This window comes from Winogradskyella sp. PG-2 (genome assembly GCF_000828715.1).
Classification (GTDB): Bacteria; Bacteroidota; Bacteroidia; order Flavobacteriales; family Flavobacteriaceae; genus Winogradskyella.
In genome coordinates, this window is record NZ_AP014583.1 from 1,702,728 (window position 1) to 1,726,375 (window position 23,648).

Sequence of the window (23,648 nt, forward strand, 5' to 3'; positions counted from 1 at the left end):
ATCATGGAAGAATATAAAAAAAAGAGTTGGTTTGCTCGTAATTGGGGTTGGGTACTTGGCGGGGGTTGTTTGTCGTTAATTATTATAGTAGTTCTAGCTGTAGGAGGTGTAATTTATAAAGTTGCAGATTCTGTGCAGGGATCGGAACCCTATACACATGCATTAGCTAAAACTATAGAAAATGAAAAAGTTATTAGTTTTTTAGGCGAACCAATTGAAACTAATGGTATGGGAAATACAAGTTTTAGTTATAAAAATGGATCTAGTACAGCACAATTAACGATACCAATAAAAGGTCCTAAGGACGAAGGTAATATTGTTGTTGATGCAGAAAAGATTAATGACGAATGGGCTTATAATTTACTTTATGTAAAAATTGATGGGGAAACGGAGCGGATTAATTTATTAGAGGCAGATATTGAGGAATGATTAGACAAGCGTTAATGCCTCTTCTATCACGCAATACACTTTTTGTAGTTCTTTTTTAGAAATAATATAAGGGACTTGTATATAAATTGTATTTCCAAGAGGCCTTAGAAACACACCTCTATCCATAAAGAATTTTAACAGTTTATCACGTAAATCTCCATAACGCTCCATTTTGGTGTTGAGGTCTAAAGCAAAAATGACACCTATTTGTCGTGTAGATTTCACCTTAGGATGTGCTTTTATACGCTCATTAAATTCTTGTTGAGAACGAATTATCTCCTTTATATTGTTCTGAATCTCATTGGATTGTAATAATTCAATTGCCGCAAGTGCTGTTGCACATGCTATGGGATTACCTGAATACGTATGACAATGAAAGAAACCTTTTGCCATCTCATCGCTCAAAAAAGCATCATAAATATCTTGAGTGCACGAGGTTATTGCCATTGGGAGTAAACCAGCTGTTAAGGCTTTACTTAAACATATAATATCTGGTTTTGTATCTATATAATCTGAAGCAAAGTTTTTACCCGTTTTACCAAAACCAGTCATTACTTCATCAGCAATGGTTAGTATATTATTTGCTCTACAAAACTTGAGAATTTCATTTAAGCCATTAGCATCATGAATTTTCATACCTGCTGCTCCTTGTACTATAGGTTCGTAAATAAATCCTGCTATGTCGTATTTTGAGGTAAAACTTTGTAATTGGTTAAGAATCTCTTGATGGTTTGTTCCATCTGGTGTCGGAATTCGTTTTACATCAATCAGAAACTCTTCAAAAGGACCATTATAAACTGATAAGCCAGAAACACTCATGGCTCCAAATGTATCTCCATGAAATCCATTTTCAAATGCGATAAACATGGATCGCTTTTCCCCTTTATTAAAATAATATTGCAAAGCCATTTTTATACCTGCTTCAACTGCTGTAGAGCCATTATCATTAAAGAAGATTTTATTCTGACCTTGTGGTAATATTTTAATAAGTTCTTCGGATAGTTTTACAGCAGGCTCGTGCGTAAAATCACTAAACATAACTTGGTCTAATTGCTGCATCTGTCTATAGGTCTTTTCAATAATATAATCATTGCAGTGCCCAAACATGCAGGTATACCAAGATGAAATCGCATCGATATAGTCATTACCATCTTCATCGGTTAGAATACAACCTTTTGCTTTTATAATTGCTATACTTTCTGGTTGAATCTGATGTTGCTTTAGCGGATGCCAGAGGTGTTTTTTATCACGTTCTTTTAAACTCATAGTCTCTCTTTAAACCTTTCAGCATATTCCTTAATTACATTCTTATCAAAGTAAGGCTCATCATTTATTCTACCGATGACTTTTACACCAGTCATTTTTTTAATAATAGATTCGGTTGATTTATGCTCGTCACCACTGTAAATAAGTGCAACATCAAACCCTTTCTCCTTTAAAATATTAATGGTTAATAATGTGTGATTTATACTTCCTAAATAATGACGAGATACAACAATAACTTTATCTTTAGGCTGAATTAAATCTAATATAGTCTCATTATCATTAAGAGGTACCATTAAACCACCAGCTCCTTCAATCACCAAATTGTTTTTTATTTTAGGACGTTCAATTTTTTTAATATCTATAGTTAATCCATCTAACTTGGCCGCACCATGAGGGCTCATCGGAGTTTCTAAAGCATAACTATTCGAATGAAATACAGATGTCTGATTTGAAACTAAACGCTGAACTTTTTTAGTATCACAATTATCTAATTTACCAGCTTGTACAGGTTTATAATAATCTGCTTCTAAGGCTTCGACTAAAATTGCTGATGCTATGGTTTTGCCAACATCTGTTGAGATTCCGGTTATAAAGTAGGTTTTCATTGAAATATAGTATTACAAACATTACAACGGTATTTTCTTTTTTCGAAAAAGGGAAAAAGCATATAGAATATATTTTTTCGTGCTGGTTCAGCAATTAGAATTTTTGTGGATTCGCAATCTACACATACAATAGCATTTCCCTGCTCATCTTTTTCGTAAGCTCTTATTTGGTTATATATAACTATAGCTTCTTCTAAATTATCATTATGAACTAAGAGTTTTACTCCACCAATAGCCTGACTTATTAAAGGATCTGAGTCTACTGTTTTCTCGTCTAATAACATGGTACGAATACCTTCAGTATCTAATTTAGATTTTGTAATCTGAGCTTCAGTTGAATACGGAAAATTAGCTATGATTGTATAATGATCGATCATAAATAAAATAGATTTTAAACAAAAATAGCAAGTAACTGTAAGACTTCTGTTATTTCTACTTTAGAATTATAGCTGTGTAAACAAAATCGCAGTCGCTCTTGGTTTTTAGGTACTGTAGGAGATAAGATAGGCTTAACATCAAACCCTTTATTTTGAAGTCGCTCAGAGACAGACTTCACATTATCATTCCCAGAAATTATACAACATTGTATTGCAGATTCGCAATCAATAAATCTGTGATTTAGTTTTAAACGTATAATTTCAGATTTAAAAAAATCAATATTTTCTTGTAATTCTTTAATTTGAGATTTTTCGCTACTGCTTTGAATGACAAGTTCTTCATAAGCCATTTTTATTGTAGCTAAAGAATGAGGGGGTAAGCCTGTGGTATAAATAAAAGTGCGCGAAAAATTAACTAGATAATCTTTTAAATTTTGTGAACCTAAGATTGCTGCACCATGACAACCTAAACCTTTTCCGAAAGTTATGATTCTTGCGAAAACATCATCTTCTAGATGATGTTTTTGTACTAAACCAGTTTTAAATACACCTAAAGCATGAGCTTCATCAATAATAAGATTTGCATTGTATGCTGTACAAAGTTGAGTGAGCTTTAATATATTTGGTGAATCCCCATCCATTGAAAATACAGATTCAGTAATAATATATATTTCTGAATCTTTAGGGTTTCTGCTACGCGCAGCCTGACACTTTTGCTCTAAATCACTTAAATTATTATGCTTAAACTTATAGTGCTTAGAATTACTCATATTTATACCATCTCTAATAGAGGCATGCACGTATTCGTCATAAAAAATTATGTCACCTCGTTGAGGTACTGATGATAATAAACCAATGTTAGCATCGTAACCTGAATTAAAAACTAAAGCTGCTTCACATTTGTGACTATTTGAAAGTTGGGTTTCAACTTTAGCATATAAAGAATGATTCCCAGATAATAGGCGAGAGCCAGTAGCACCATTTTTTTTCAGATTATTATCAATTACATAGTGATGTACTTTATCAAAAATAACTTCTGAGTTAGAAAACCCTAAATAGTCATTAGATGAAAAATCTATCAGAGTAGAACTTGAACCTAATTGTCGAAAGGCATTGTTCGCTTTTCGTGCGTTTAGTTTTTTATTTAATTTTTTTGGTAACACGAGTCAAAGATACAAACTGCATATTGACTATAAAATCATCTTTATTTAAAAAAAATTATTGTTTTACGATAATTATTGTAAGTTTGTTATTGTCCAACGATAATTATGAACTCTGCAAGAACACTTTATTTGATACTAAATATTATTATTTTCCTTCTACTAATCAGTATTGGTTTAGGGATTTTCATTTTAACAATGATCCTTTTTGGTGTAAAACAAGATTTTATCGGCATAGAAGAAGATGTAATAATTTTTAAAACTGAAAAAATGCTTTATGTTTTCACCTTTTTAGAACTTGTGGTTTATGTTGTTTTTGTCGTTGCGTTATGGAAATTGAGAAAGGCGATAAAACTGTTATTAAAAAAAGATTTTTATAATACCGAACTTATAAATAGAATGCTCAATTCGGGAAAGCTTATGGTTCTTTCGTCAGTTTCTTTATGGTTTATTGATGTGATTAGTAATATGTTTTTTAAACGGAAAGTTTTAATTGGTTTAAGTGAAAAAACATTGGTCTATTTATTAATAATTGCAATAGGATTTTTTTTAATGCTAATGAGTACAGTTTTTAGAGACACTAAGGCTATGAAAGATGAAAACGATTTAACAATTTAATCATGAAAGACAATACAAAATTATTAACATATATCACTTATGGTATTTTAATAAGTGCAGTCTCAGTACTTTTAAATGATATGCGCGAGTTTGATTTTAATCAATTTGAAAAATTTACAAATTGGGCAAAAAGTGCAGATAAAAATGAACCTTGGTTTACTTCAAAAAATGCCATTGAATGGAGTTATTATGCTTTAAATGCAGGGCTTTTCTTTTGGGGAGGTTATCTTATTTATGGGTTTAGTTATTTCTTGTCTATTTTGAAGGAAATTGAAGATGGAAATTATTTTAGTGATAAGAATATTAAGTACTTTAAAAAAATCGGAAATATTTTTATTAGCTATACAGTAAGTGTACTAATATTAAGATTTCTTTTAGCTTCAATAGAAGAGTCTACTTTTAACTTTTTTAACGAACTTAAAGCAGAATTTACCTTTTTAATTCCTGCAGGATTGGCATTTTACATTTTGGCTGAAATTTTTGAGAAAGGAAAACAAGCAGAAGAGGATAATGAATTAACTATTTAATTATGAAAAAAAACAATTCACTTATAAGTACTCTTTATCGGCTATGTAACGGATGCTTCTATCTATTAATACTATTTTTTGTATTTACTGTAACTTTTCAAATTTTAGGCAAGAATGTTAAGTTTGATAGTGGTACTCTTGGAAACTATAATTCATTTATATATCAAGTACCAGTGAAATTTCAAATAAATCCTGAAAAGCCAATATTTAATAATAGACTATATAAAAAGACATACGAAGGTATTAATGATAATGGACAGGAATATTCAAGCGGAACGATAAAATATGTTAAACCATTAACAACGCAAGATTCTATAAATTTTAAAACTGTAGTAAGTATTCATAATAGTGAAATGACCAATAATTATGAGTTTATTTCACCTAGATTTGCAGGTGATGGATATGTTAATATTAAATCTAATACGTTGATAAATAAGATAATAATGTTTTTTAGAGTATATATTAATTTTATTCTTTTAATTGTTATTTTCTTTTTTCTTAAAACAATTTTCAGTTTTCTGATAAACTTTCTAAGCTTATGAAAACGATAGGTGCTTTATTGGTCTTTAAGATTTTATTTGCTACTATTTCTGGTTTTATTCTCGGTTTAGCTTTACCGTACATTAGTATAGAGCCTATGAATATTGAATTGAAATACGCTAATATTTCTATGAACCCTCGATTAGAATTTGATTTCGTTTTATTTTTAATGGGCTTATCACTTTTTATTCTTAGTGAACTTTTAAAAGAAGGGAACAGAATCCAGCAAGAAAACGATCTAACTATATAATTATGCCAATCGTAGTTAACTTAGACATAATGTTAGTAAAACGAGGTATGAAAAGTAAAGAACTCGCAGAAATAATAGGGATAACTCCCGCTAATATGTCTATCTTAAAATCGGGTAAGGCAAAGGCAATGCGCTTCTCAACCTTAGAATCTATTTGTAAAGCACTAGATTGTCAACCAAGCGATATTTTAGAGTACGTCGAAGACTAAAATTAGAAAAATTGTGATCTAGAAAAGTGTATCTTTTTGAGCTTCCTCTATAATATAAGGCTTATTAGTGTCAATGTTCTTTTTGTAAAAATCTCTGCTAACAGGATGTGCTTTAAATTCTTTTTTTGTGAACCCTTTAGCCATAATTTCATTAATTTCTTGGTCGCTCATACCATCATCTAACCAATCTTCAAAATAATGAGGATCTAACACTAAAGGCATGCGTTTACCTTTATTATGAACTTCCATAAAAAAATCATTGGCTTTAGTAGTTAATATTGTAGCGCTTAATGTTGTATCATCGATCTCATTATAAAGACCAGCGAATAGAAATATGTTACTTTCTAAGTTAGATTCTGAGGGTTGATAACAGAAATAGGCAATAGCTTTACTGTTTTCATGGTGTGGCTCAAAAAAACCATCAGCTAAGATTAAACATCTCTTATTTTCAGCACTATCGCGATAGGATGGTTTTTCAAAAATACTTTCTGATCTGGCATTAAGGGTGTTGCTTTTTTTTCTAAAAGCTTCAGGATTGTGTATAGCCCAATCTGGAATCAATCCCCAACTCGCATCTGAAATAATTTCAGGTGTGTCCATCTTTATGATTTGAAGATTGCCATGTGTAAACCCATTGAGATGGTAATAAGGTTGGTACGTAGATTTAGCATCAAATTTTACACTGATTTGTTGACGTAATTCCTTTTCTATCTTTTCTCGTTCTTTTCGTAATGCTGTTGAATAACACATACCACTAATTTAATGAAAATGATTTTTATTGATGTCTATTTGCCAATAAAGGTGGTGGCTCTCCATTAAAAGGATTAAAACGGCTAATAGTTTTAGCTTCCATACCAGCAGCATTCATTACGGCTCTATCTCCATAGCGTTCGCGCATTTTGTCCATGGCATTGCTGAGGTTGAGGTACATTTCGTTGTCTTCAAATAAATTGATCTGATGACCACCTTCTACTAAATGACTAAATTTTACACCAATCAATCGTACCAAAAGTCTACGATGATATAATTTTTTGAATAAACTTAAGATCACAGGAATAATACTACGATCCATTGCACTATAAGGAATACGTTGCTGTTGTGTGTGCGTCTGAAAATCTGAATACCGAATCTTAAATGTAACGCAAGCGGTTAATCTGTTACCACGACGTAATTGATAGGCCAAATTTTCAGCCATTGCAATGATCAATCCTTTTAATTTAGTTACATCTGTAGTGTCTTGTCCAAATGTGCGCTCTGCAGAAATAGATTTACGTTCGTGGTATTGTATTACAGGAGAATTGTCGATGCCATTTGCTTTTTTCCAAATAGAAAGGCCATTTTTGCCAAGAACTTTGTGCATAAGTTCCATGGGCATTTCTTGTACGGTTTTAATACGTTTAACACCCAAATCACAGAGCGATTTGTATGTTACATTACCAACCATAGGAATTTTTTTTATCGAAAGTGGAGCTAAAAATGATTTTTCAGTACCAGAAATTATTCTAATTTCATTATTAGGTTTAGCTTCACCTGTAGCAATTTTTGAAACCGTTTTGTTAAGTGATAAGCCAAAGGAAATAGGTAAGCCTGTTTCTTTAATAATACGTTGACGCAATTCTGATGCTAATTTATGGCAGCCGAAAAATTTATCCATTCCTGTGAGATCAATATAAAATTCATCAATAGATGTTTTTTCATAAAGTGGGACATTCTCCTTTATAACGTCTGTTACATCGTTTGAGAATTTGGTGTAAACTCCAGAATTACCTCTTAGAATAATGGCCTCAGGACATAGTTGCTTCGCCATTCGCATTGGCATTGCTGAGTGTATTCCAAATTTCCTGGCTTCATAACTACAAGAGGCCACAACGCCTCTATCACTAGTGCCACCAATGAGTATAGGTTTACCATTGAGTCGGCTATCTAAATGTCTTTCACAAGACACAAAAAATGTGTCTAAATCCATGTGTACTATTGAGCGGTTGTTATTCATTTTATTTTTTACCCTTGTGCTATTCTATGGTCTTCAAAACTCTTCTTATTCTGAAATGTTGGATTTAATGATTTTACCGAATACCTTGGGTCTTCAATTATTGCTACACGTTCTAATTCTGAAACTTCAATGTTTACACAATTAAATTCTACCATGACCTTGCCTATTATTTTGTAAACCCCTTTACCTCTAAATGGATATTTTGTAGCAATAGGGGGGAAGTGAACCGTATCTATAAAATCACCATCACGATCTAGAAAGGTTCCGAAATACATTGCTTTTCCTTTTGCTGTTTTTGTGTTTTTTGTAGTAATTAAGTAGCCTTCAATAATAATAAGTTTGCCTTCTAATTTTTCAAGATGTCTAGCACGTAAATTTCCTGTTGATTTTGTTGTTAATAGCAAAAATGGATTGCATAATGGAAAACCTAATAATTCCATTTCATCAAAAGCAGTTTCTAAAGCTGTACTTGGTAATTCGGGTGTATTGTAATTAATTTTTTCAGTTCTAAATAGATTAATAACATTTTCTTGAATTACAGTTTTACTAATTTTTAAATGAGCTTCCCAAAGCAATTCACGTTTGTTAATTCCTGTAAACCGAAAGGCATTTATTTTAATTAAAATAGATATCTGCTCAATAGAAATTGAGACACGCTCTATAAAATCATCCAATGACTTAAAAGCACTATTTTTAAAACGTTCTTTAAGAATACGATTAATGACTTTGGACTCCAAAGACTGCAAAAACATAAAACCTAAATAGATAGTTTTGCTTTTAATAATAGCTTGATTAAAGGATTGATTAATACACGGAGCTTCAATTATACCGCCATGCATTCTGGCTTCATGTAAATAGAGCTCTGTACTATAAAACCCACCAAAATTATTGATAGTGGCAGTCATATATTCCAATGGATAATAGGCTTTTAAAAAAAGACTTTGGTAACTTTCTACAGCATAAGAAGCAGAATGACCTTTGGCAAAAGCATAGCCTGCAAAACTTTCAATTTGTCGCCAAACATCTGCAACAAATTCATAAGGTTTTCCATCATTTTTGCAATTATTGAAGAACTTTTGTTTCACTTTTAAGAATTCGGTACGTGATCGAAACTTACCAGACATACCACGACGTAACATATCAGATTCTCCTAAATCTAGACCACCAAAATGATGTGCCACTTTAATCACATCTTCTTGATAAACCATAACTCCGTAAGTTTCTGGTATAATTTGCGCCAATACAGGGTGAGCTTCTTTACGTTTTTCTGGATAACGATAACGTAGAATATACTGTCGCATCATACCACTTTTTGCAACGCCAGGTCTAATTACAGAGCTTGCAGCTACCAAACCTAGGTAATCATCAACCTGTAGTTTTTTTAAGAGCATGCGCATGGCAGGAGATTCCACATAAAAGCAACCAATAGCTTTTGCGTTTCGTAAAAGATCTTTAATACGTTCATCTTCCTTAAATCCTTTAATATCATGAATATCAATTGGTGGTTGCTCAGTATAATTAGCATCAATAATTTCTACGGCTTCTTTTATTTTTCCCAAGCCACGTTGGCTTAAAATATCAAATTTATAAAGACCAATATCTTCCGCTACGACCATGTCGAACTGCGTGGTAGCAAAACCTTTTGGCGGCATAAATGTGGCACAGTAAGAATGAATAGGTTGTTCTGAAATTAAAATACCACCTGCATGAATCCCTAAATAATTGGGGAATCCTTGGATGTACTTTGCGTATTTAACAACAAGTTGCGATAATTTATCGAGTTGATTGACATTATATCTTCCTTTAGTAAGCATATCCATTTCGGATTTTGGCAAACCAAACACTTTCCCTAATTCACGTACCGATGCTTTAAATTTAAAAGTGTTGTATACTGTAATAAGTGCGGTGTTCTCAAAATTGTCGAATATAAATCGCGTAATGTCATCTCTATTTTTCCATGAAAAATCAATATCAAAATCTGGTGGATTTTGCCGAAATAGATTAATGAAACGTTCAAAATATAAATCGAGTTCAATAGGATCTACATCTGTAATTCGCAGTAAATACGCGATAATGCTGTTGGCGCCACTTCCACGACCAACGTAATAGTAATCTTTACTACGTGCGTATTCTAAAATTTTACAATTTATTAAGAAATAGGAGACAAAGCCTTTTTTTTTAATGATATCGAGCTCTTTTTCAATACGCTGATAAACCTTTTGTTCAATATTGTTTCCATAACGATAGGGAATGCCATCGTAGGTTAGTTTTTCTAATAACGCGTAATCCGAAATTTCATTTTCAGTTAAACATTTTTGGTTTTTAGGTTCATCAGTTTCAAAATCGAAATCGATAGAACAATTTTTTAATAGTTGCTCAGTATTATTGATGAGTTTTGGGAATTCCGAATATGTTTCACGCAATTCATTATAAGGCAACATTATATCGCTACTATTACCCTCTTCAGACTTCGGGAGTTTGCTTAATAAAGTATTATTATCTATAGCGCGAAGTAAACGATGCGTATTAAATCCTTTTTTATTCTGAAATGACACTGTTTTTAAGACCACTAACTTCTCTCTAAACTGATTCCATTTTGAAAATTTTAAATGGTTGAGGTCTTTTGGGGAAATACCTAAAAACTCATTGGATTGTAATTTGAAATTCTTTCCCTTTTGAAACGGATAAATCACGAAGCAATTGCCTAAAACTTTTTCAGGACGTTCAGGAATTTTCAACTCATGATTATGAAGAAATTTAGAAAGATAATCGTTGATGTTTTTGAAGCCATTATTGTTTTTTGCAATAAGAATAAACTCTTGTTGTGCTCTATTTCTAAAATCAACACCAAGTATTGGTTTTACTTTATATTTTTCTGAAAGTCGAACAATATCAAGACAAGCAGAGGTTGTATTAATATCTGTTAATGCCAAAGTTTGCATACCATTTTCTGAAGCAATAGCAAGCAATTGCTCTGGTTTTATGGTGCCATAACGAAGGCTGTAATAGGTGTGACAGTTTAAATACATAATTAATAATGAGTTTGTAAAATTAGCTACTATATGTAGTTATTATTGCTTACATTTGTAGTAATTAATGTTAAAGCTCAAATTTTAATGAAACATCCATAACGAAACGGCCAATACCCAAGGACAATGATTATATGGATGTACCATGTGTCCTTTAAAAAAGAATAGATATAAATACATGAAACCTATCCAAGCCAACATAAAACATTTAAGAACCCTCAAGAAGATGTCTCAAGAGCGTTTTGCAGACGAATTAAAATGGAGTCGCTCAATGGTTGGTTCGTATGAAGAAGGGCGTTCTGAGCCACCAATAGATCGTCTAATAGATGTATCTAATTATTTTGATATTCCAATAGATATTTTAGTAAAAAAAGATTTGCGTAAAGCAAAGGATACGTCGTTTATAGAAGTTGGAAATAAGCGTGTGTTGTTCCCAGTAACTGTAAATGAAAACAATGAAGATTTAATTGAAATAGTACCAGCAAAAGCATCAGCCGGGTATTTGTCTGGCTATGACGACCCGGAATATATAGAACAGCTTCAAAAAATTAAATTACCTTTTTTGCCAACAGGTACACACAGAGCGTTTCCTATAAAAGGAGATTCTATGTTACCTGTAAAAGATGGTGCTTTTGTAGTGGCAAAATTCTTAGAAGATATTAGGGATATTAAGAGTGGTAGAACGTATGTCGTCTTAACCAAAGATGATGGTTTGGTATATAAGCGTATTTATACAACAGATGATAGCGGAACTGATTTATTATTAAGCTCTGATAACAAATCGTATCAACCTTATTTAGTCTCTAAAGAAACTATTTTAGAGCTTTGGGAATTTACATGTTGTATCAACACACAAGAGTATGATGAAAAGGAATTGAAATTAAGCAGTATAATGATGATGTTTCAAGAATTGAAAGTAGAATTGGAAGCGATAAAGATGATGTAGGTTAGATATATCCGATTTATACTAATTTTTATTTCACCAACTTATCCAATGTTTTCTGTTTATAATTATCGCCAATTGGGATTTCGATAGTATTTATTTCAATATCATGTTTGGTGTAAGCCGATATTTTATTTTGATTAACAATATATGAGCGATGAACACGAATAAAGCGACTATCCAATTGCTTCTGAAATGCTGAGATACTGTGTTTTGTCACATAATTATTTTTTAGCAAATGAATTTTCACATAGTCTTTTAAGCTTTCTATATATAAAATATCTTCGAACTTAATTTTCACTTGTTTTCGGTCATTTCTTATATAGATGTAATCTTTATGTATTACATCGTTATTCTTTGGAAGGACTTGAGAGGTTGTATTTTCAGACTCTAAAAACTTTTCTATGGCTTTAAAAAAGCGACCAAAAGTAATGGGCTTCAATAAGTAATCTATTGCGTTTAACTCAAATCCATCCAATGCATAGTCACGATAAGCCGTTGTGAAAATAACTTTTGGTTTCTGAATTAAATTTTTAAAAAACTGAGTACCTTTTAAAACAGGCATTTCTATATCCAAAAACATTAAATCTATTGTCTGTTGTTGCAATATTTTACTGGCTTCAATAGCACTTGCACAAGAAGCGACTAGTTCAAAACCATCGAGTTGTGTTAGATGTGTCTCAATTAGTTCTCTTGCGAGCTCTTCGTCATCAATTATTAAACATTTGTGTACTTTCATTTAGCCAATAATTTTAGAATAACGTTATAAGATTCTGTGTTATCTATAACCTCCAAATTATAATTACCTGAATATAATAGCTTCAATTGATGTTTTAGATTTAGAATTTTCTATCGAAAAAAGAATTTGGTTGTTTTCTACAGTAATGGCTATAGTGATATAAGCTTTTTTTAATTCCTGACTTACACCATGTTTAAAGGCATTTTCGATAAAAGTAAGTAATAAGAGAGGTGCAATTTTCACATCTTCTATGATAGTGTTTTCAAAAGAAATTTTCACACGCTTTCCGTATCTCACTTTTTCTAAGGAAAGATAATTTTCAATTAATTCTATTTCTTTTTGAAGTGATACAAAAGTTTCGTTTGTACGATATAACATATAATCTAGCATGTCTGATAACTTTTCTATGACTTCTGGAGTTTGGTCAGATTTTTTAAGCGCCAATGGATATAAATTATTCAAAGTGTTGAATAAAAAATGAGGATTTAACTGGTGCTTTAAAGCAGTAAGTTCTGCTGTTTTCTTTTGCTCATTAAGTTTGAGATACTTCTGTTGATTTTTATAAAAGCGAGCCATTAATAATAATGCTGTGGGTGTCAGAAACTTAATAGCTTTACTAAAAAAGAGTGAGAAATTTGTAATTCGTTCCCAATAGGATTCTTCAGCATATTTTTTAGTAGTCTCATTAAAAAATTGATAATATTTTGGCTCGTATAAATACATATGTAGCACAATATATAAGGAGAAGACTACAACTAATAAAATAATTAGCCATAGTGCAAATAAAGCTGTCTTTTTGGTATTTAAAAACTTTGGGACTAGTACAAATAAACACACATAAGCAGTTATTATTTGTGGGATTAAAATTTTACATGTAGAATGAAATAATTGAATATATCCTGCTTCAAAATAAGTTAGGTCAGAAGTGACTATAAAATATAGAAACACACCCAACCAAAAAATAGTATGCTTAAAAAATGTAGCATTAAAAAAATGATATGTATTTCGAGAGGAATCCATGACGAAAAATAAAAATACAATTATACTAAGCGAGAAATAAAAAAATCGACTAAACCATGCTTTATGAACGACCAACAATAGTGTTTTACAGACCAAGACTTATATCCTTGTTAAAAACCTTTTCTGTTTGCTAAAATAAAGGGTTAGTCTACTTTTTTGAATTCAGTTACATGTCCACTGTATTTTTGAGCAAAACTTAAAGTAACTAATTTAACTCATCTCGTTGCATGAAGACTATACATCACACTATTGTATTACTGCTTTTGAGAATTGGTTATTGCTATTCGCAATCAGCCACTATACTATACAAAGAAGCCGATATTGAAACAGATGGGAAGTTAAATGAATCTGTTTGGCAACAATTGCCAGAATATACAGGCTTTTACAATTATGCCCCAAATGATGAGGGTTTAGCCGAACAACAAACCGAAGTAAAACTATTCCATGATGGTGAAAACCTCTATGTAAGTCTAGTTTATCATGATACCGAAAATAAATCTCAAGTAGGTTCTTTAAAAAGAGATGTACCAATTGGTTTAAGTGATGGTTTTGCAATGGTGCTTGACACGCAAAATCAGGAGCAAAATGCATATTATTTTTCTGTAAATGCCTATGGAACACTTATAGATGGTATAGTTGAAAAAATTAATAGCGGCTATGACTTTACTACCAGTTGGAATGCTGTTTGGAACGCAAAGACTAATGTTAGCGGTAATGATAAACTATATGAAGTTGCTATACAGCTTAAATTTTTAAATTTTAATAAAGAGAATGTTGTTTTCGGAATTCAAATTTATGTGCGAGATATTAAAAAGAATTCTTGGACTATACTTAAGAATGTTAAGCGTAATTATAGACTATTCGATTTGCGTTTTACAGAAAAGTTCTTGGTAGAAGATCTGCCTAGTATATCAAGTTCAAAATTTGCTTTCACACCATCGGTTACAACAAATTATCTAAACAATGTTATTGAAGATACAGATGAAACTACCTTTAAGCCTAGTTTAGATATACAGTATAACTTAACATCGTCATTAAAACTAGACGCAACTATAAATCCAGATTTTTCGCAAATAGATGTAGATCAACAAGTGACCAACCTTACTAGATTTTCTGTGTTTTTTCCAGAGCGAAGAAATTTCTTCTTAGAAAATGCAGATTTGTTTTCTAATTTGGGAGTAGATGGAATCAACCCATTTTATTCAAGACGAATTGGTGCAAATAGTGATATACAGTTTGGATTAAAACTATCTGGAAATATATCTTCAAAAACAAGAATAGGTGTTTTAAATGTACAATCCGATAAGGAAGGTGATATTGCTTCACAGAACTATGGTGTTTTGGTAGGTGAGCAACAATTGTCACAAAATGTTACTGCAACAGCTTATTTAATCAATAGACAAGAAACTAATAAATTTGAATTTATTAACGATTATAATCGTATAACAGGATTAAATTTAAATTATAGATCTAATAATAACAGATGGTTGGGATTAGCTAATTTAGGTAAGAGTTTTAATGATGGAATTTCAGAAAAAATTAATTTTTATCATGCAGGGATTTGGTATAATAAAAGAGGATTAGAATGGAGTGCAGCAATCAAAAATATCGGTAAAAATTATATTACTGATTTAGGGTTTACCCCAAGATTAAGTAATTATGATGCTCTCAATGATATTGTGGTTAGAGAAGGGTACACACAGACTACTGCTAGTGTAGAATATCAGAGGTTTTATGAAAATTCTAAGAGTCTGAATTCGTTTAGAATACTAAATTATAGTAACAACAACTACTTTGATGAAAGTGGAAAGTTAAATCAGTCATCACATTTTTTAAATTCAGCACTATTCTTTAAAGACTTATCAGCGGTTTACTATGTTTTTACTTATGATTTGGTAGAACTTAAATATGGTTTTGACCCTCTAGGAAATGGTAATGCGTTACTTCCAGATAAATACAATTATGGGCTTTTAAAAGTAGGTTATAATTCTGCTAACGAGCAAAAGTTTAGATATCGAGTAAATGTTCAAAATGGCAATTATTATAGTGGTAAGCGCACATCAGGTGGTGTTTATTTAAACTATCAATTATTGCCATTTGCAAATTTAGAACTGTCTTATGATGTTAATACTATAGATTTAAACGAATTAGGGAAAGAAACATTTCACCTTACACGATTTACTGGACAAGTCTTTTTTAACAATCGTTTAAAGTGGACAACTTATGTACAGTATAATACACAAGCAGATAATTTTAATATTAATAGTCGTTTGCAGTGGGAATACAAGCCACTGTCTTATATTTACCTTGTAGTATCCGATAATTATACTCAAGATATTACAAGAAAAAATTGGGCAATAGCTTTTAAAATGAATTATCGATTTGATTTTTAGGTGGCGAATTAATAAAGAGTTATAAATAATATGATGCAAGTCATAAAATGGGGAATTATTGGTTGTGGAGATGTTACTGAAGTTAAGAGTGGACCAGCTTTCGCTTTAGTTGAAGGGTTTAAAATAGTTGCGGTAATGCGCAGAAATTTAGAATTAGCCAAAGATTATGCGCTACGTCATAACATAGAACGTTACTATAATGATGCTGATATGCTCATTAATGATCCAGAGATTGATGCCATTTATATTGCAACACCACCTGATAGTCATCATTATTATGCATTAAAAGTGGCTAATGCAGGAAAAATATGCTGTATAGAAAAACCAATGGCACCCAGTTATAAAGCCTGCTTAGAAATTAGTAACGCATTTACTCAACGCAACCTACCTTTATTTGTAGCCTATTACCGTAGATCATTACTAAGATTTAATAAAGTAAAAGATTTGTTAGATGAAAATGCCATAGGAGATGTAAGACATATTACATGGTATTTAAGTAGAACTCCAAGTGAGCTCGATATATCTCAAGCCTATAATTGGAGAACAGACGGAACAATTGCACCTGCTGGTTATTTCGACGACTTAGCAAGTCATGGATTAGATTTGTTCGCCTATCTTTTAGGTGATATCGAAGAAGCTCAAGGAAATTCTATTAATCAGCAAAAGTTATATACTGCAAAAGATGCGATTTCAGGATCATGGATTCATAAATCGGGTGTTACTGGCTCTGGGTCGTGGAATTTTGGTGTATATAAACGAGAAGATAAAGTGAGAATTATTGGAAGTGAAGGAGAGATTATTTTTTTTATTTTTTTAGAAGGCCCAATTGAATTGATTACCAAAAATGGTCACGATAAATTTTCTATTGAACACCCTAAACATATTCAACAATATCATGTACAAAATATGAAAAATCATCTTAGTGGTGATATAAAACATCCTTCAACAGGAATAACAGCAACGCATACTGCTTGGGTTATGGATAAGATTTTAGGAAAGATATAGAACAAAAAACGCGAAGCATCAGCTTCGCGTTTTTTATATAGTGATTTAAGATATATTAGTCAGCTAAAATAATTAGCTTATTATCTTTCATTTCAATAGTACCAGAATTAATATTCACAGTTAATACTTTTTTGTCATCATTATGAGGAACAACATCTGCATGTAATTCATCAAATACTAAATGACTTTGTGTATGTGTATTAATTCGTATTGTACCTTCTTTTAATATAGATACAATAGGGGCGTGATCTTTTAACATCTCAAACTCACCATTAACACCTGGCACAACTACAGAATCAACTTCTGAACTAAATAAAGTAGCTTCTGGTGATACAATTTCTAAATACATAATTCTGAAATTTTATATTAAGCTTCAGCAAGCATTTTCTCTCCAGCTTCAACAGCTTCTTCTATAGAACCTTTAAGGTTAAATGCAGCTTCTGGTAAGTGATCTAATTCACCATCCATAATCATGTTAAACCCTTTAATAGTTTCTTTAATATCTACTAATACACCTGGTATACCTGTAAACTGTTCAGCTACGTGGAATGGTTGGGATAAGAAACGTTGAACACGTCTTGCTCTACCCACAGCCATTTTATCTTCTTCAGATAATTCTTCCATACCAAGAATTGCAATAATATCTTGTAATTCTTTATAACGTTGTAATAACTCTTTTACACGCTGTGCACAATCGTAATGCTCATCACCTAAAATATCAGCAGTTAAAATACGTGATGTAGAATCTAATGGATCTACTGCAGGATAAATACCAAGCTCAGCAATCTTACGAGATAATACAGTTGTTGCATCTAAGTGAGCAAAGGTTGTTGCTGGTGCAGGATCCGTTAAATCATCCGCAGGTACATAAACCGCTTGTACGGATGTAATAGAACCTTTCTTAGTTGATGTAATACGTTCTTGCATAGCACCCATTTCAGTTGCTAATGTAGGTTGGTAACCTACCGCAGATGGCATACGACCAAGTAATGCAGATACCTCAGAACCAGCTTGTGTGAAACGGAAGATGTTATCTACAAAAAATAAAACATCTTTTCCTTGTCCATCACCAGCTCCATCACGGAAATATTCTGCTATAGTTAATCCTGAAAGTGCTACACGAGCACGAGCTCCAGGAGGCTCATTCATTTGTCCGAATACGAAAGTTGCTTTAGAATCTTTCATAGCAGACTTATCTACTTTTTTAAGATCCCAACCACCTTCTTCCATAGAATGCATAAAGTCATCACCATACTTGATAATCCCAGACTCTAACATCTCACGAAGTAAATCATTTCCTTCACGTGTTCTTTCGCCAACACCTGCAAATACAGAAAGTCCACCGTGACCTTTTGCAATATTGTTAATCAACTCCTGAATTAATACGGTTTTACCTACACCAGCACCACCAAATAAACCAATTTTACCACCTTTTGCATAAGGCTCAATTAAATCAATTACTTTGATACCAGTAAATAAAACTTCAGTTGACGTTGATAAATCTTCAAATTTAGGAGCTTGTCTGTGAATAGGTAAACCATCTTCACCAGCTTTAGGCAAATCACCTAATCCATCAATAGCATCTCCAATTACATTAAAAAGACGTCCGTAAACATCTTCACCAATTGGCATTTGGATTGGCGCACCAGTAGCATGAACTTCTGTTCCTCTACTTAAACCATCAGAAGAATCCATAGCAATAGTACGTACAGTATCTTCACCAATGTGAGATTGTACTTCTAATACTAATTTAGAACCATCTTGGTTGTTAATTTCTAACGAATCATAAATCTTTGGAAGCTCTGAACCAGCAGCGAATTCTACATCGATAACTGGGCCTACGATTTGTGCAACTTTACCTGTAACTTTTGACATTACTCTTATGTTTTTGTTTTGCAATAATTTAATTGTGAAAAACAGCTCGTTTTTCGCGCTGCAAAGATATAGTTTTATTTAAAAACTAAAGTCTTTTTTAGCGGCTTTTTTACATAAAAAAAGGGCGTTCAATTTGAACGCCCTTTTCAATATAAATATAAATAATTTTTTACTGTAATAGTGGTGAATAAGCTACTTCATAATCACCAGCTTTGGCAAGGTTTCCTGATGCTGAAAAATTAGAGCCATATGTTGCATCTATAGCTTCTAAGAAGGCATTTGCCATTAATGCATAACCTCTACCAGTTAAATGTACACCATCTAAACTTACTAAACCTCCAAATACTAAGTCAGTATTCATATTATAATCATCAAAATTAATACCTGTAGAAGAAGCTTGATCTAAAATACTGTTTAAATCTACTAAAGCTAAACCATTAGCACTTGCAGCAGCAGATAAACTCGCATTATAGGCAGTCGTCGCCGTAGCGATTTCTTCTTGTTCTTCAGGTGTTAATACCCAATTATCGGCTAAAGGAATTGCAACTCCATTAACAGATAGTGGGTTTCCAGGAACAGCTTCTGTACCAATAAAACTTGCAGCAGGTAATGTAATTAAATCTTCAGCTGTTGCTTGTCGCATACTTACTAAAGCTGCATTTAAAGGTGTTAAGTCAGTTAAACTTTCATCCATAATAACTACGGCATTATTTTGACCTTCAGCAAAGGTTATAGTTCGTTTTGCTATTTCTGCATCTGCCATTTCTTGAGTCATAGGTGTAGTGGCTACAATAAATGCGAATGCTTGAACTATACCAGCATTATAAGCGCCATAAGCTGCAGCACTGTTTAATACTCCTGCTGTAGCAGCATCTAAAGGAATCACATCATGTCCTACAGTTGTAAAGAATGATAAACTAGTAATGTTTGGTAAATTACCAATTACACCTTTAGCTCCAGTTGCTGTTAAAGCACCAATAGTTGCATTTAACGCTGCATCAAAAGTTGCGGTTGGTGTTATAGGGTTACTGCCATCTCCACCAGAAGTGGCATAACCTAAAACATCATTCCCACCAAATTCAGACAATGTGAAAAATGTCGGGCTTTGTGCTATTGCTAACTCTAAAATAGTTGCATTTGGTGCATTACCTGTCATACGCACAGCGTAAGGGTTTGCAGCAGCTGGAAAATTAGTTAGGTTACCATAACCAGGAGCTACTAAATGGAAGCTTTTTGCGCCAGGTACACCAAGGTTATTAAAAGGACCATTAGGATTATTTAAAACGATATCTGTACTAACAGTTACTGGTCCAATTACAGATTCAAGTGGAACCGGGCCTGCACCACCAAAGACTAATCTCGGTTGAGTAATTCTAGTTCCTCCAGCAGCTAAACCACCAAAATTATCGCTCATTAGAGGTTGTATAAAAGTTCCTCCACCAATATTAGCAAACTTACTAGCAATAATATTTGGGAAAGAATTTTCTTGACTAGCAATGAATAACCCGTTATCAGTAAATCCTGCTGTAAATGAAGCTCCTAAAGCAACATAATTTGAAAAATCAGCTGAACCTGCAGTTAAATCAGGTAATGTTTCAGTGTCATTGCCTCTATTTCTTAAATCGTCAAGGGTATCATTATCACAGGAAAGCATTCCCAGTGTTAATAATGATAAGGCTATATATTTTATTTTTTTCATCTTGTGTTTTCTTTTTCGTTATTATAAATTATTGATAGTCCAAGACACATAGTATTGTGAACCGATCAAACCTGTACCGAATGCGGTAAAGTACTCATCTTGTAATAAGTTTGTTGCACCGAGCTTAAATGTTGATTTTAAACTTGGAACTCTATAATTTATTTGAGCATCTAGAACATGGTATGCAGGCACTTCTCCATCACCAAAAGATGCTTCCCAGAAGAAATTATCACTCCATCTCCAAGAGGTATTAAAACCAAAATTCTTAAACAATTCTGTTTTACCGAAAGACATTTTAACTTTGTGTTCTGGTGTATTGAAGTTTGTTCTGAAATCAGGATTAGCTTCTGTATCAAAATCTAATTTTGCGTACGTATAATTTGCACTGAGATCAAAACCACCTAGTACTTTTTTAGATACTTGAATTGCAGCTCCATAAGAATTTACATCAGCATCTGAATTTGTATATGTTTGATAGGCTTGAAAATCTCCACTAGCTATAGCAGCTACTGCTAAAGGTGTTCCATTAGGAAGCGTTTGAGTTAAAGCAACATCTCCATAAAAAGGAGAAATTACAGTTTCATTTGCTAAAAAGTCTTGATATTGGCTGTAATAAGCAGAAGCATCAACAATAAAGCCATTAAACTTACCACGATACCCTAATTCATAAGAACTTACCTGTTCAGGTTGAGCAAGGTTAGAATTAGCAACTTCTAATAAAGCTGGGTTTCCAGAGGCAGCAAAATCTGTTACGGAAGATGCAAAGAAAGAATTATTATATGCACCAGTACCATCAACATCTAAATTCGTCATTCCTACAATAGATTGACCTGTAGCACTTAAGTCATAATTTCTTACATCTCTTGCAGGGTTATTAGCAGCACCACCAATTAAAATTGCACGCCCTACATCTAAACCAATATATAAATCTTGGGTTGTTGGGTTTCTAAATCCTGTTTGGTAAGAAGCTCTTATATTATGATTATCATTTATAGTAAAACCTGCAGATAGTCTTGGTGAAAAGAATCCGTCAAAAAGTTCAGATTTATCATAACGTAAAGACCCAGTTAATTTAAGCTCTACGCTTTCTGATAACTCTAATGATCTTTGTAATTGAGTATAAACCCCAACTTCTGAATAATTAATAGGTCCATCAGTATCTGTATAAATAGTACCGAAAGAATTTAAACGATATCTTCTGTAAGATCCGCCTACTTGTACTTCGGCAAAGTCAATCATATCACCAAAATTATAATTGGCATCGGCATGATAAATTTTAGAATTATCTTGGAATTTAGAACCTGTGTTTAAGTCAGGATCATTTATACTTCTATTAAAAGCAGCTTCGAATCCGGCAGAACCTGGTAAAAAACGACCAGTATCTGCAGCAGCTCTACCCGCATTGTGAGCTGCAACGTCTGTAGCACCACTTAAACTTGCACCTATGTAGCCAGAAACATATTCACCAAACCAAGTGTTATCATCTTTCCAAGCTCTATTTATATTAATACCAGTAAATACCATATCATAAGAATCACCAGCTTTATCTTCAGTGACGTAACCTCTTACGAAGAAGTTATCGTTTTTAATTTCTATTTTATGTTGCTGTAAAAAGAAGCCTTTAATGTTATATCTGTTAGCTCCTTGATAAATTGTGTTACCAGAACCAACTTTACCAACATATTGAATTTCGAAATCATTTTCCCAAGGACGGAAATATAATCCCCAATCTGCTTTAATACTTTCAGCATTATAGTTAGTTAAATCTCTTTCGTTGTAACCTGTTCTACTAACATTTACAGAAGGCACTAAGGCTGAAGAACCTGAAGGTGCTAAACCTAAACCTTCAAGTATTTGCGCAACTCCATTGATATCAGTACTTACCTCATCTCCATAAACATTAATACCATCGTAATCAATGTCTGATCTAGTAAGTCCACGATTAAGCTTGTCATTTTCATTAGCTGCAACCCAATCCGTTCCTTTTAAATATCCGAAATTCACCTTTACTGCGAATTTTTCACTGAATTTGTATGCCATTCTAATACCTAAATCAGTATACTCATTATCACCAGCTGCTTCTTGAGATGTAATACCTCTTTTTATGTATGCACTAATACCAGTGTGATCGAAAGGACTTTTACTTCGCATAAACAAAATACCATTAAAGGCATTTGCTCCGTAAAGCGCAGAAGAAGCTCCTGGAAGAAGTTCTACACTTAATACATCTGTTTCTGTCATACCTAATAAATTTCCTAGCGGGAAGTTAAGAGCTGGTGCAGAATTATCCATTCCGTCTACTAACTGCATAAAACGTGTATTTGCAAATGTTGCAAAACCTCTTGTGTTTATAGATTTAAAGGTTAAACTATTAGTATTAATATCAACACCTTTAAGGTTTTCTAAACCATCATAAAAGTCTACAGATGCTGTGTTTTTAATTTCTTTAAGTCCAAATCGTTCTACAGTAACTGGCGATTCGAAAATACGCTCAGGTGTACGAGAGGCAGAAATTACAACTTCATCAAGTGAATTACCTTCTACTAAAGTAACATCAACAGTTTGATTATTAGATGTTATTTCAATAGTTTGAGCTTCAAATCCTGTGTAACTGACACGAATTGAAAATGGTGGATCTTGATCTAGAGTTAATGTATAATTACCGTCAAAATCTGAAATAGTACCAGAACTAGTACCTACTACGACAATATTTGCACCAGGTAAGGGTAACCCAGTATTGTCAATAATTTTACCTTTTACAGTGGTTTGAGCAAAAGTTACCACACAAAAAAGCATTGTGAAAAGCTTTAAGATTGTCTTCATTTTAGAGAATTAGTTTTATTAGATGAGCAATTTAACTAAATATATGAAAATTCAATGACAAATTTTCATAAAATTATGCATGCATAGTAAATTTTGAAAAATTTAAGGCCTTAAAATTGAATAATTATCAATTTTGAGGCCTTAAAAT

The 23,648-nt window shown here is 32.5% G+C and carries 22 protein-coding genes; 9 read left to right on the top strand and 13 right to left on the bottom strand.

Going from position 1 to position 23,648, the window contains the following annotated elements:
- Positions 1–3: 3 nt before the first annotated feature.
- The gene (locus tag WPG_RS07555; RefSeq protein WP_045470978.1) at positions 4–429 is read left to right on the top strand and encodes a cytochrome c oxidase assembly factor Coa1 family protein; all 426 of its coding nucleotides are present in this window, start codon (positions 4–6) and stop codon (positions 427–429) included.
- Here the strand turns inward: WPG_RS07555 and bioA are convergent, their stop codons facing one another.
- Genes bioA through WPG_RS07575 form a run of 4 tightly spaced genes read right to left on the bottom strand, consistent with a single transcriptional unit; the run spans position 430 to position 3,840 of the window.
- Complete coding sequence (gene bioA / locus WPG_RS07560; RefSeq protein ID WP_045470980.1) at positions 430–1,695, bottom strand: adenosylmethionine--8-amino-7-oxononanoate transaminase; 1,266 nt, start codon at positions 1,693–1,695, stop codon at positions 430–432.
- Positions 1,692–2,300: a dethiobiotin synthase gene (gene bioD / locus WPG_RS07565; protein ID WP_045470982.1), complete on the bottom strand. Its 609-nt coding sequence runs from the start codon at positions 2,298–2,300 to the stop codon at positions 1,692–1,694. The genes bioA and bioD overlap by 4 nt, the downstream gene beginning before the upstream one ends.
- The gene (locus WPG_RS07570) at positions 2,297–2,677 is read right to left on the bottom strand and encodes a hypothetical protein (RefSeq protein WP_045470984.1); all 381 of its coding nucleotides are present in this window, start codon (positions 2,675–2,677) and stop codon (positions 2,297–2,299) included. Before WPG_RS07570 ends, bioD begins: the two co-directional genes overlap by 4 nt.
- 14 nt (positions 2,678–2,691) lie before the next feature.
- A complete protein-coding gene (locus WPG_RS07575; protein ID WP_045470986.1) occupies positions 2,692–3,840 on the bottom strand; it encodes an aminotransferase class I/II-fold pyridoxal phosphate-dependent enzyme in 1,149 nt (382 codons plus the stop codon).
- A gap of 105 nt (positions 3,841–3,945) precedes the next feature.
- On the opposite strand from WPG_RS07575, the gene WPG_RS07580 reads away from it, so the two are divergent.
- Genes WPG_RS07580 through WPG_RS07600 form a run of 5 tightly spaced genes read left to right on the top strand, consistent with a single transcriptional unit; the run spans position 3,946 to position 5,981 of the window.
- Positions 3,946–4,455: a DUF2975 domain-containing protein gene (locus WPG_RS07580; RefSeq protein WP_045470988.1), complete on the top strand. Its 510-nt coding sequence runs from the start codon at positions 3,946–3,948 to the stop codon at positions 4,453–4,455.
- Positions 4,456–4,457: 2 nt separating this feature from the next.
- Positions 4,458–4,982 carry a DUF2975 domain-containing protein gene (locus tag WPG_RS07585; protein ID WP_045470990.1) on the top strand — a complete coding sequence of 175 codons (525 nt, stop codon included), beginning with the start codon at positions 4,458–4,460 and terminating at the stop codon, positions 4,980–4,982.
- Positions 4,983–4,984: 2 nt separating this feature from the next.
- Entirely contained in the window at positions 4,985–5,524 is a 540-nt protein-coding gene (locus WPG_RS07590; RefSeq protein WP_045470992.1) for a hypothetical protein, read from the top strand.
- The gene (locus WPG_RS07595; RefSeq protein ID WP_045470994.1) at positions 5,521–5,772 is read left to right on the top strand and encodes a DUF2975 domain-containing protein; all 252 of its coding nucleotides are present in this window, start codon (positions 5,521–5,523) and stop codon (positions 5,770–5,772) included. The genes WPG_RS07590 and WPG_RS07595 overlap by 4 nt, the downstream gene beginning before the upstream one ends.
- A gap of 2 nt (positions 5,773–5,774) precedes the next feature.
- Positions 5,775–5,981, top strand: coding sequence for a helix-turn-helix domain-containing protein (locus WPG_RS07600; RefSeq protein WP_045470995.1), 207 nt, complete (start codon positions 5,775–5,777; stop codon positions 5,979–5,981).
- An 18-nt stretch (positions 5,982–5,999) separates the two neighbouring features.
- Here the strand turns inward: WPG_RS07600 and WPG_RS07605 are convergent, their stop codons facing one another.
- From WPG_RS07605 to WPG_RS07615, 3 genes are read right to left on the bottom strand one after another with little or no spacing between them, the layout of a single operon-like run.
- Positions 6,000–6,731, bottom strand: coding sequence for an SOS response-associated peptidase (locus WPG_RS07605; protein WP_045470996.1), 732 nt, complete (start codon positions 6,729–6,731; stop codon positions 6,000–6,002).
- A gap of 25 nt (positions 6,732–6,756) precedes the next feature.
- Positions 6,757–7,974 carry a DNA polymerase IV gene (gene dinB / locus WPG_RS07610; protein ID WP_045470997.1) on the bottom strand — a complete coding sequence of 406 codons (1,218 nt, stop codon included), beginning with the start codon at positions 7,972–7,974 and terminating at the stop codon, positions 6,757–6,759.
- Positions 7,975–7,982: 8 nt separating this feature from the next.
- The gene (locus tag WPG_RS07615; RefSeq protein ID WP_045470998.1) at positions 7,983–11,003 is read right to left on the bottom strand and encodes a DNA polymerase III subunit alpha; all 3,021 of its coding nucleotides are present in this window, start codon (positions 11,001–11,003) and stop codon (positions 7,983–7,985) included.
- A 178-nt stretch (positions 11,004–11,181) separates the two neighbouring features.
- Here WPG_RS07615 and WPG_RS07620 point away from each other — a divergent pair, with 178 nt between their 5' ends.
- On the top strand, positions 11,182–11,949 hold the full coding sequence (locus WPG_RS07620; RefSeq protein WP_045470999.1) for an XRE family transcriptional regulator: 768 nt from the start codon (positions 11,182–11,184) through the stop codon (positions 11,947–11,949).
- 28 nt (positions 11,950–11,977) lie between these two features.
- On the opposite strand, the gene WPG_RS07625 is transcribed toward WPG_RS07620, so the two are convergent.
- On the bottom strand, positions 11,978–12,685 hold the full coding sequence (locus WPG_RS07625) for a LytR/AlgR family response regulator transcription factor (protein ID WP_045471001.1): 708 nt from the start codon (positions 12,683–12,685) through the stop codon (positions 11,978–11,980).
- Between the two features lie 63 nt (positions 12,686–12,748).
- Complete coding sequence (locus WPG_RS17370; protein ID WP_052471188.1) at positions 12,749–13,705, bottom strand: sensor histidine kinase; 957 nt, start codon at positions 13,703–13,705, stop codon at positions 12,749–12,751.
- A gap of 227 nt (positions 13,706–13,932) precedes the next feature.
- Here WPG_RS17370 and WPG_RS07635 point away from each other — a divergent pair, with 227 nt between their 5' ends.
- Positions 13,933–16,098, top strand: a complete 2,166-nt coding sequence (locus WPG_RS07635; RefSeq protein ID WP_045471003.1) for a DUF5916 domain-containing protein — start codon at positions 13,933–13,935, stop codon at positions 16,096–16,098.
- A 30-nt stretch (positions 16,099–16,128) separates the two neighbouring features.
- The gene (locus WPG_RS07640) at positions 16,129–17,103 is read left to right on the top strand and encodes a Gfo/Idh/MocA family protein (protein WP_045471005.1); all 975 of its coding nucleotides are present in this window, start codon (positions 16,129–16,131) and stop codon (positions 17,101–17,103) included.
- A gap of 55 nt (positions 17,104–17,158) precedes the next feature.
- On the opposite strand, the gene WPG_RS07645 is transcribed toward WPG_RS07640, so the two are convergent.
- The 4 genes from WPG_RS07645 to WPG_RS07660 form a co-directional block, all read right to left on the bottom strand.
- The gene (locus WPG_RS07645) at positions 17,159–17,452 is read right to left on the bottom strand and encodes a F0F1 ATP synthase subunit epsilon (protein ID WP_045471007.1); all 294 of its coding nucleotides are present in this window, start codon (positions 17,450–17,452) and stop codon (positions 17,159–17,161) included.
- Positions 17,453–17,469: 17 nt separating this feature from the next.
- Positions 17,470–18,978, bottom strand: coding sequence for a F0F1 ATP synthase subunit beta (gene atpD, locus WPG_RS07650; RefSeq protein ID WP_045471009.1), 1,509 nt, complete (start codon positions 18,976–18,978; stop codon positions 17,470–17,472).
- A gap of 169 nt (positions 18,979–19,147) precedes the next feature.
- Entirely contained in the window at positions 19,148–20,677 is a 1,530-nt protein-coding gene (locus tag WPG_RS07655; protein ID WP_045471011.1) for a lipase, read from the bottom strand.
- 21 nt (positions 20,678–20,698) lie between these two features.
- Positions 20,699–23,500, bottom strand: coding sequence for a TonB-dependent receptor (locus WPG_RS07660; protein WP_045471013.1), 2,802 nt, complete (start codon positions 23,498–23,500; stop codon positions 20,699–20,701).
- Positions 23,501–23,648: the final 148 nt, after the last annotated feature.

What these genes read in the sequence shown, in the direction of transcription:
- WPG_RS07555 (WP_045470978.1), top strand. Translation starts at nt 4, where the DNA reads ATGGAAGAATATAAAAAAAAGAGTTGGTTTGCTCGTAATTGGGGTTGG.
- bioA (WP_045470980.1), bottom strand. Translation starts at nt 1,695, where the DNA reads ATGAGTTTAAAAGAACGTGATAAAAAACACCTCTGGCATCCGCTAAAG.
- bioD (WP_045470982.1), bottom strand. Translation starts at nt 2,300, where the DNA reads ATGAAAACCTACTTTATAACCGGAATCTCAACAGATGTTGGCAAAACC.
- WPG_RS07570 (WP_045470984.1), bottom strand. Translation starts at nt 2,677, where the DNA reads ATGATCGATCATTATACAATCATAGCTAATTTTCCGTATTCAACTGAA.
- WPG_RS07580 (WP_045470988.1), top strand. Translation starts at nt 3,946, where the DNA reads ATGAACTCTGCAAGAACACTTTATTTGATACTAAATATTATTATTTTC.
- WPG_RS07585 (WP_045470990.1), top strand. Translation starts at nt 4,458, where the DNA reads ATGAAAGACAATACAAAATTATTAACATATATCACTTATGGTATTTTA.
- WPG_RS07590 (WP_045470992.1), top strand. Translation starts at nt 4,985, where the DNA reads ATGAAAAAAAACAATTCACTTATAAGTACTCTTTATCGGCTATGTAAC.
- WPG_RS07595 (WP_045470994.1), top strand. Translation starts at nt 5,521, where the DNA reads ATGAAAACGATAGGTGCTTTATTGGTCTTTAAGATTTTATTTGCTACT.
- WPG_RS07600 (WP_045470995.1), top strand. Translation starts at nt 5,775, where the DNA reads ATGCCAATCGTAGTTAACTTAGACATAATGTTAGTAAAACGAGGTATG.
- WPG_RS07605 (WP_045470996.1), bottom strand. Translation starts at nt 6,731, where the DNA reads ATGTGTTATTCAACAGCATTACGAAAAGAACGAGAAAAGATAGAAAAG.
- dinB (WP_045470997.1), bottom strand. Translation starts at nt 7,974, where the DNA reads ATGAATAACAACCGCTCAATAGTACACATGGATTTAGACACATTTTTT.
- WPG_RS07615 (WP_045470998.1), bottom strand. Translation starts at nt 11,003, where the DNA reads ATGTATTTAAACTGTCACACCTATTACAGCCTTCGTTATGGCACCATA.
- WPG_RS07620 (WP_045470999.1), top strand. Translation starts at nt 11,182, where the DNA reads ATGAAACCTATCCAAGCCAACATAAAACATTTAAGAACCCTCAAGAAG.
- WPG_RS07625 (WP_045471001.1), bottom strand. Translation starts at nt 12,685, where the DNA reads ATGAAAGTACACAAATGTTTAATAATTGATGACGAAGAGCTCGCAAGA.
- WPG_RS17370 (WP_052471188.1), bottom strand. Translation starts at nt 13,705, where the DNA reads ATGGATTCCTCTCGAAATACATATCATTTTTTTAATGCTACATTTTTT.
- WPG_RS07635 (WP_045471003.1), top strand. Translation starts at nt 13,933, where the DNA reads ATGAAGACTATACATCACACTATTGTATTACTGCTTTTGAGAATTGGT.
- WPG_RS07640 (WP_045471005.1), top strand. Translation starts at nt 16,129, where the DNA reads ATGATGCAAGTCATAAAATGGGGAATTATTGGTTGTGGAGATGTTACT.
- WPG_RS07645 (WP_045471007.1), bottom strand. Translation starts at nt 17,452, where the DNA reads ATGTATTTAGAAATTGTATCACCAGAAGCTACTTTATTTAGTTCAGAA.
- atpD (WP_045471009.1), bottom strand. Translation starts at nt 18,978, where the DNA reads ATGTCAAAAGTTACAGGTAAAGTTGCACAAATCGTAGGCCCAGTTATC.
- WPG_RS07655 (WP_045471011.1), bottom strand. Translation starts at nt 20,677, where the DNA reads ATGAAAAAAATAAAATATATAGCCTTATCATTATTAACACTGGGAATG.
- WPG_RS07660 (WP_045471013.1), bottom strand. Translation starts at nt 23,500, where the DNA reads ATGAAGACAATCTTAAAGCTTTTCACAATGCTTTTTTGTGTGGTAACT.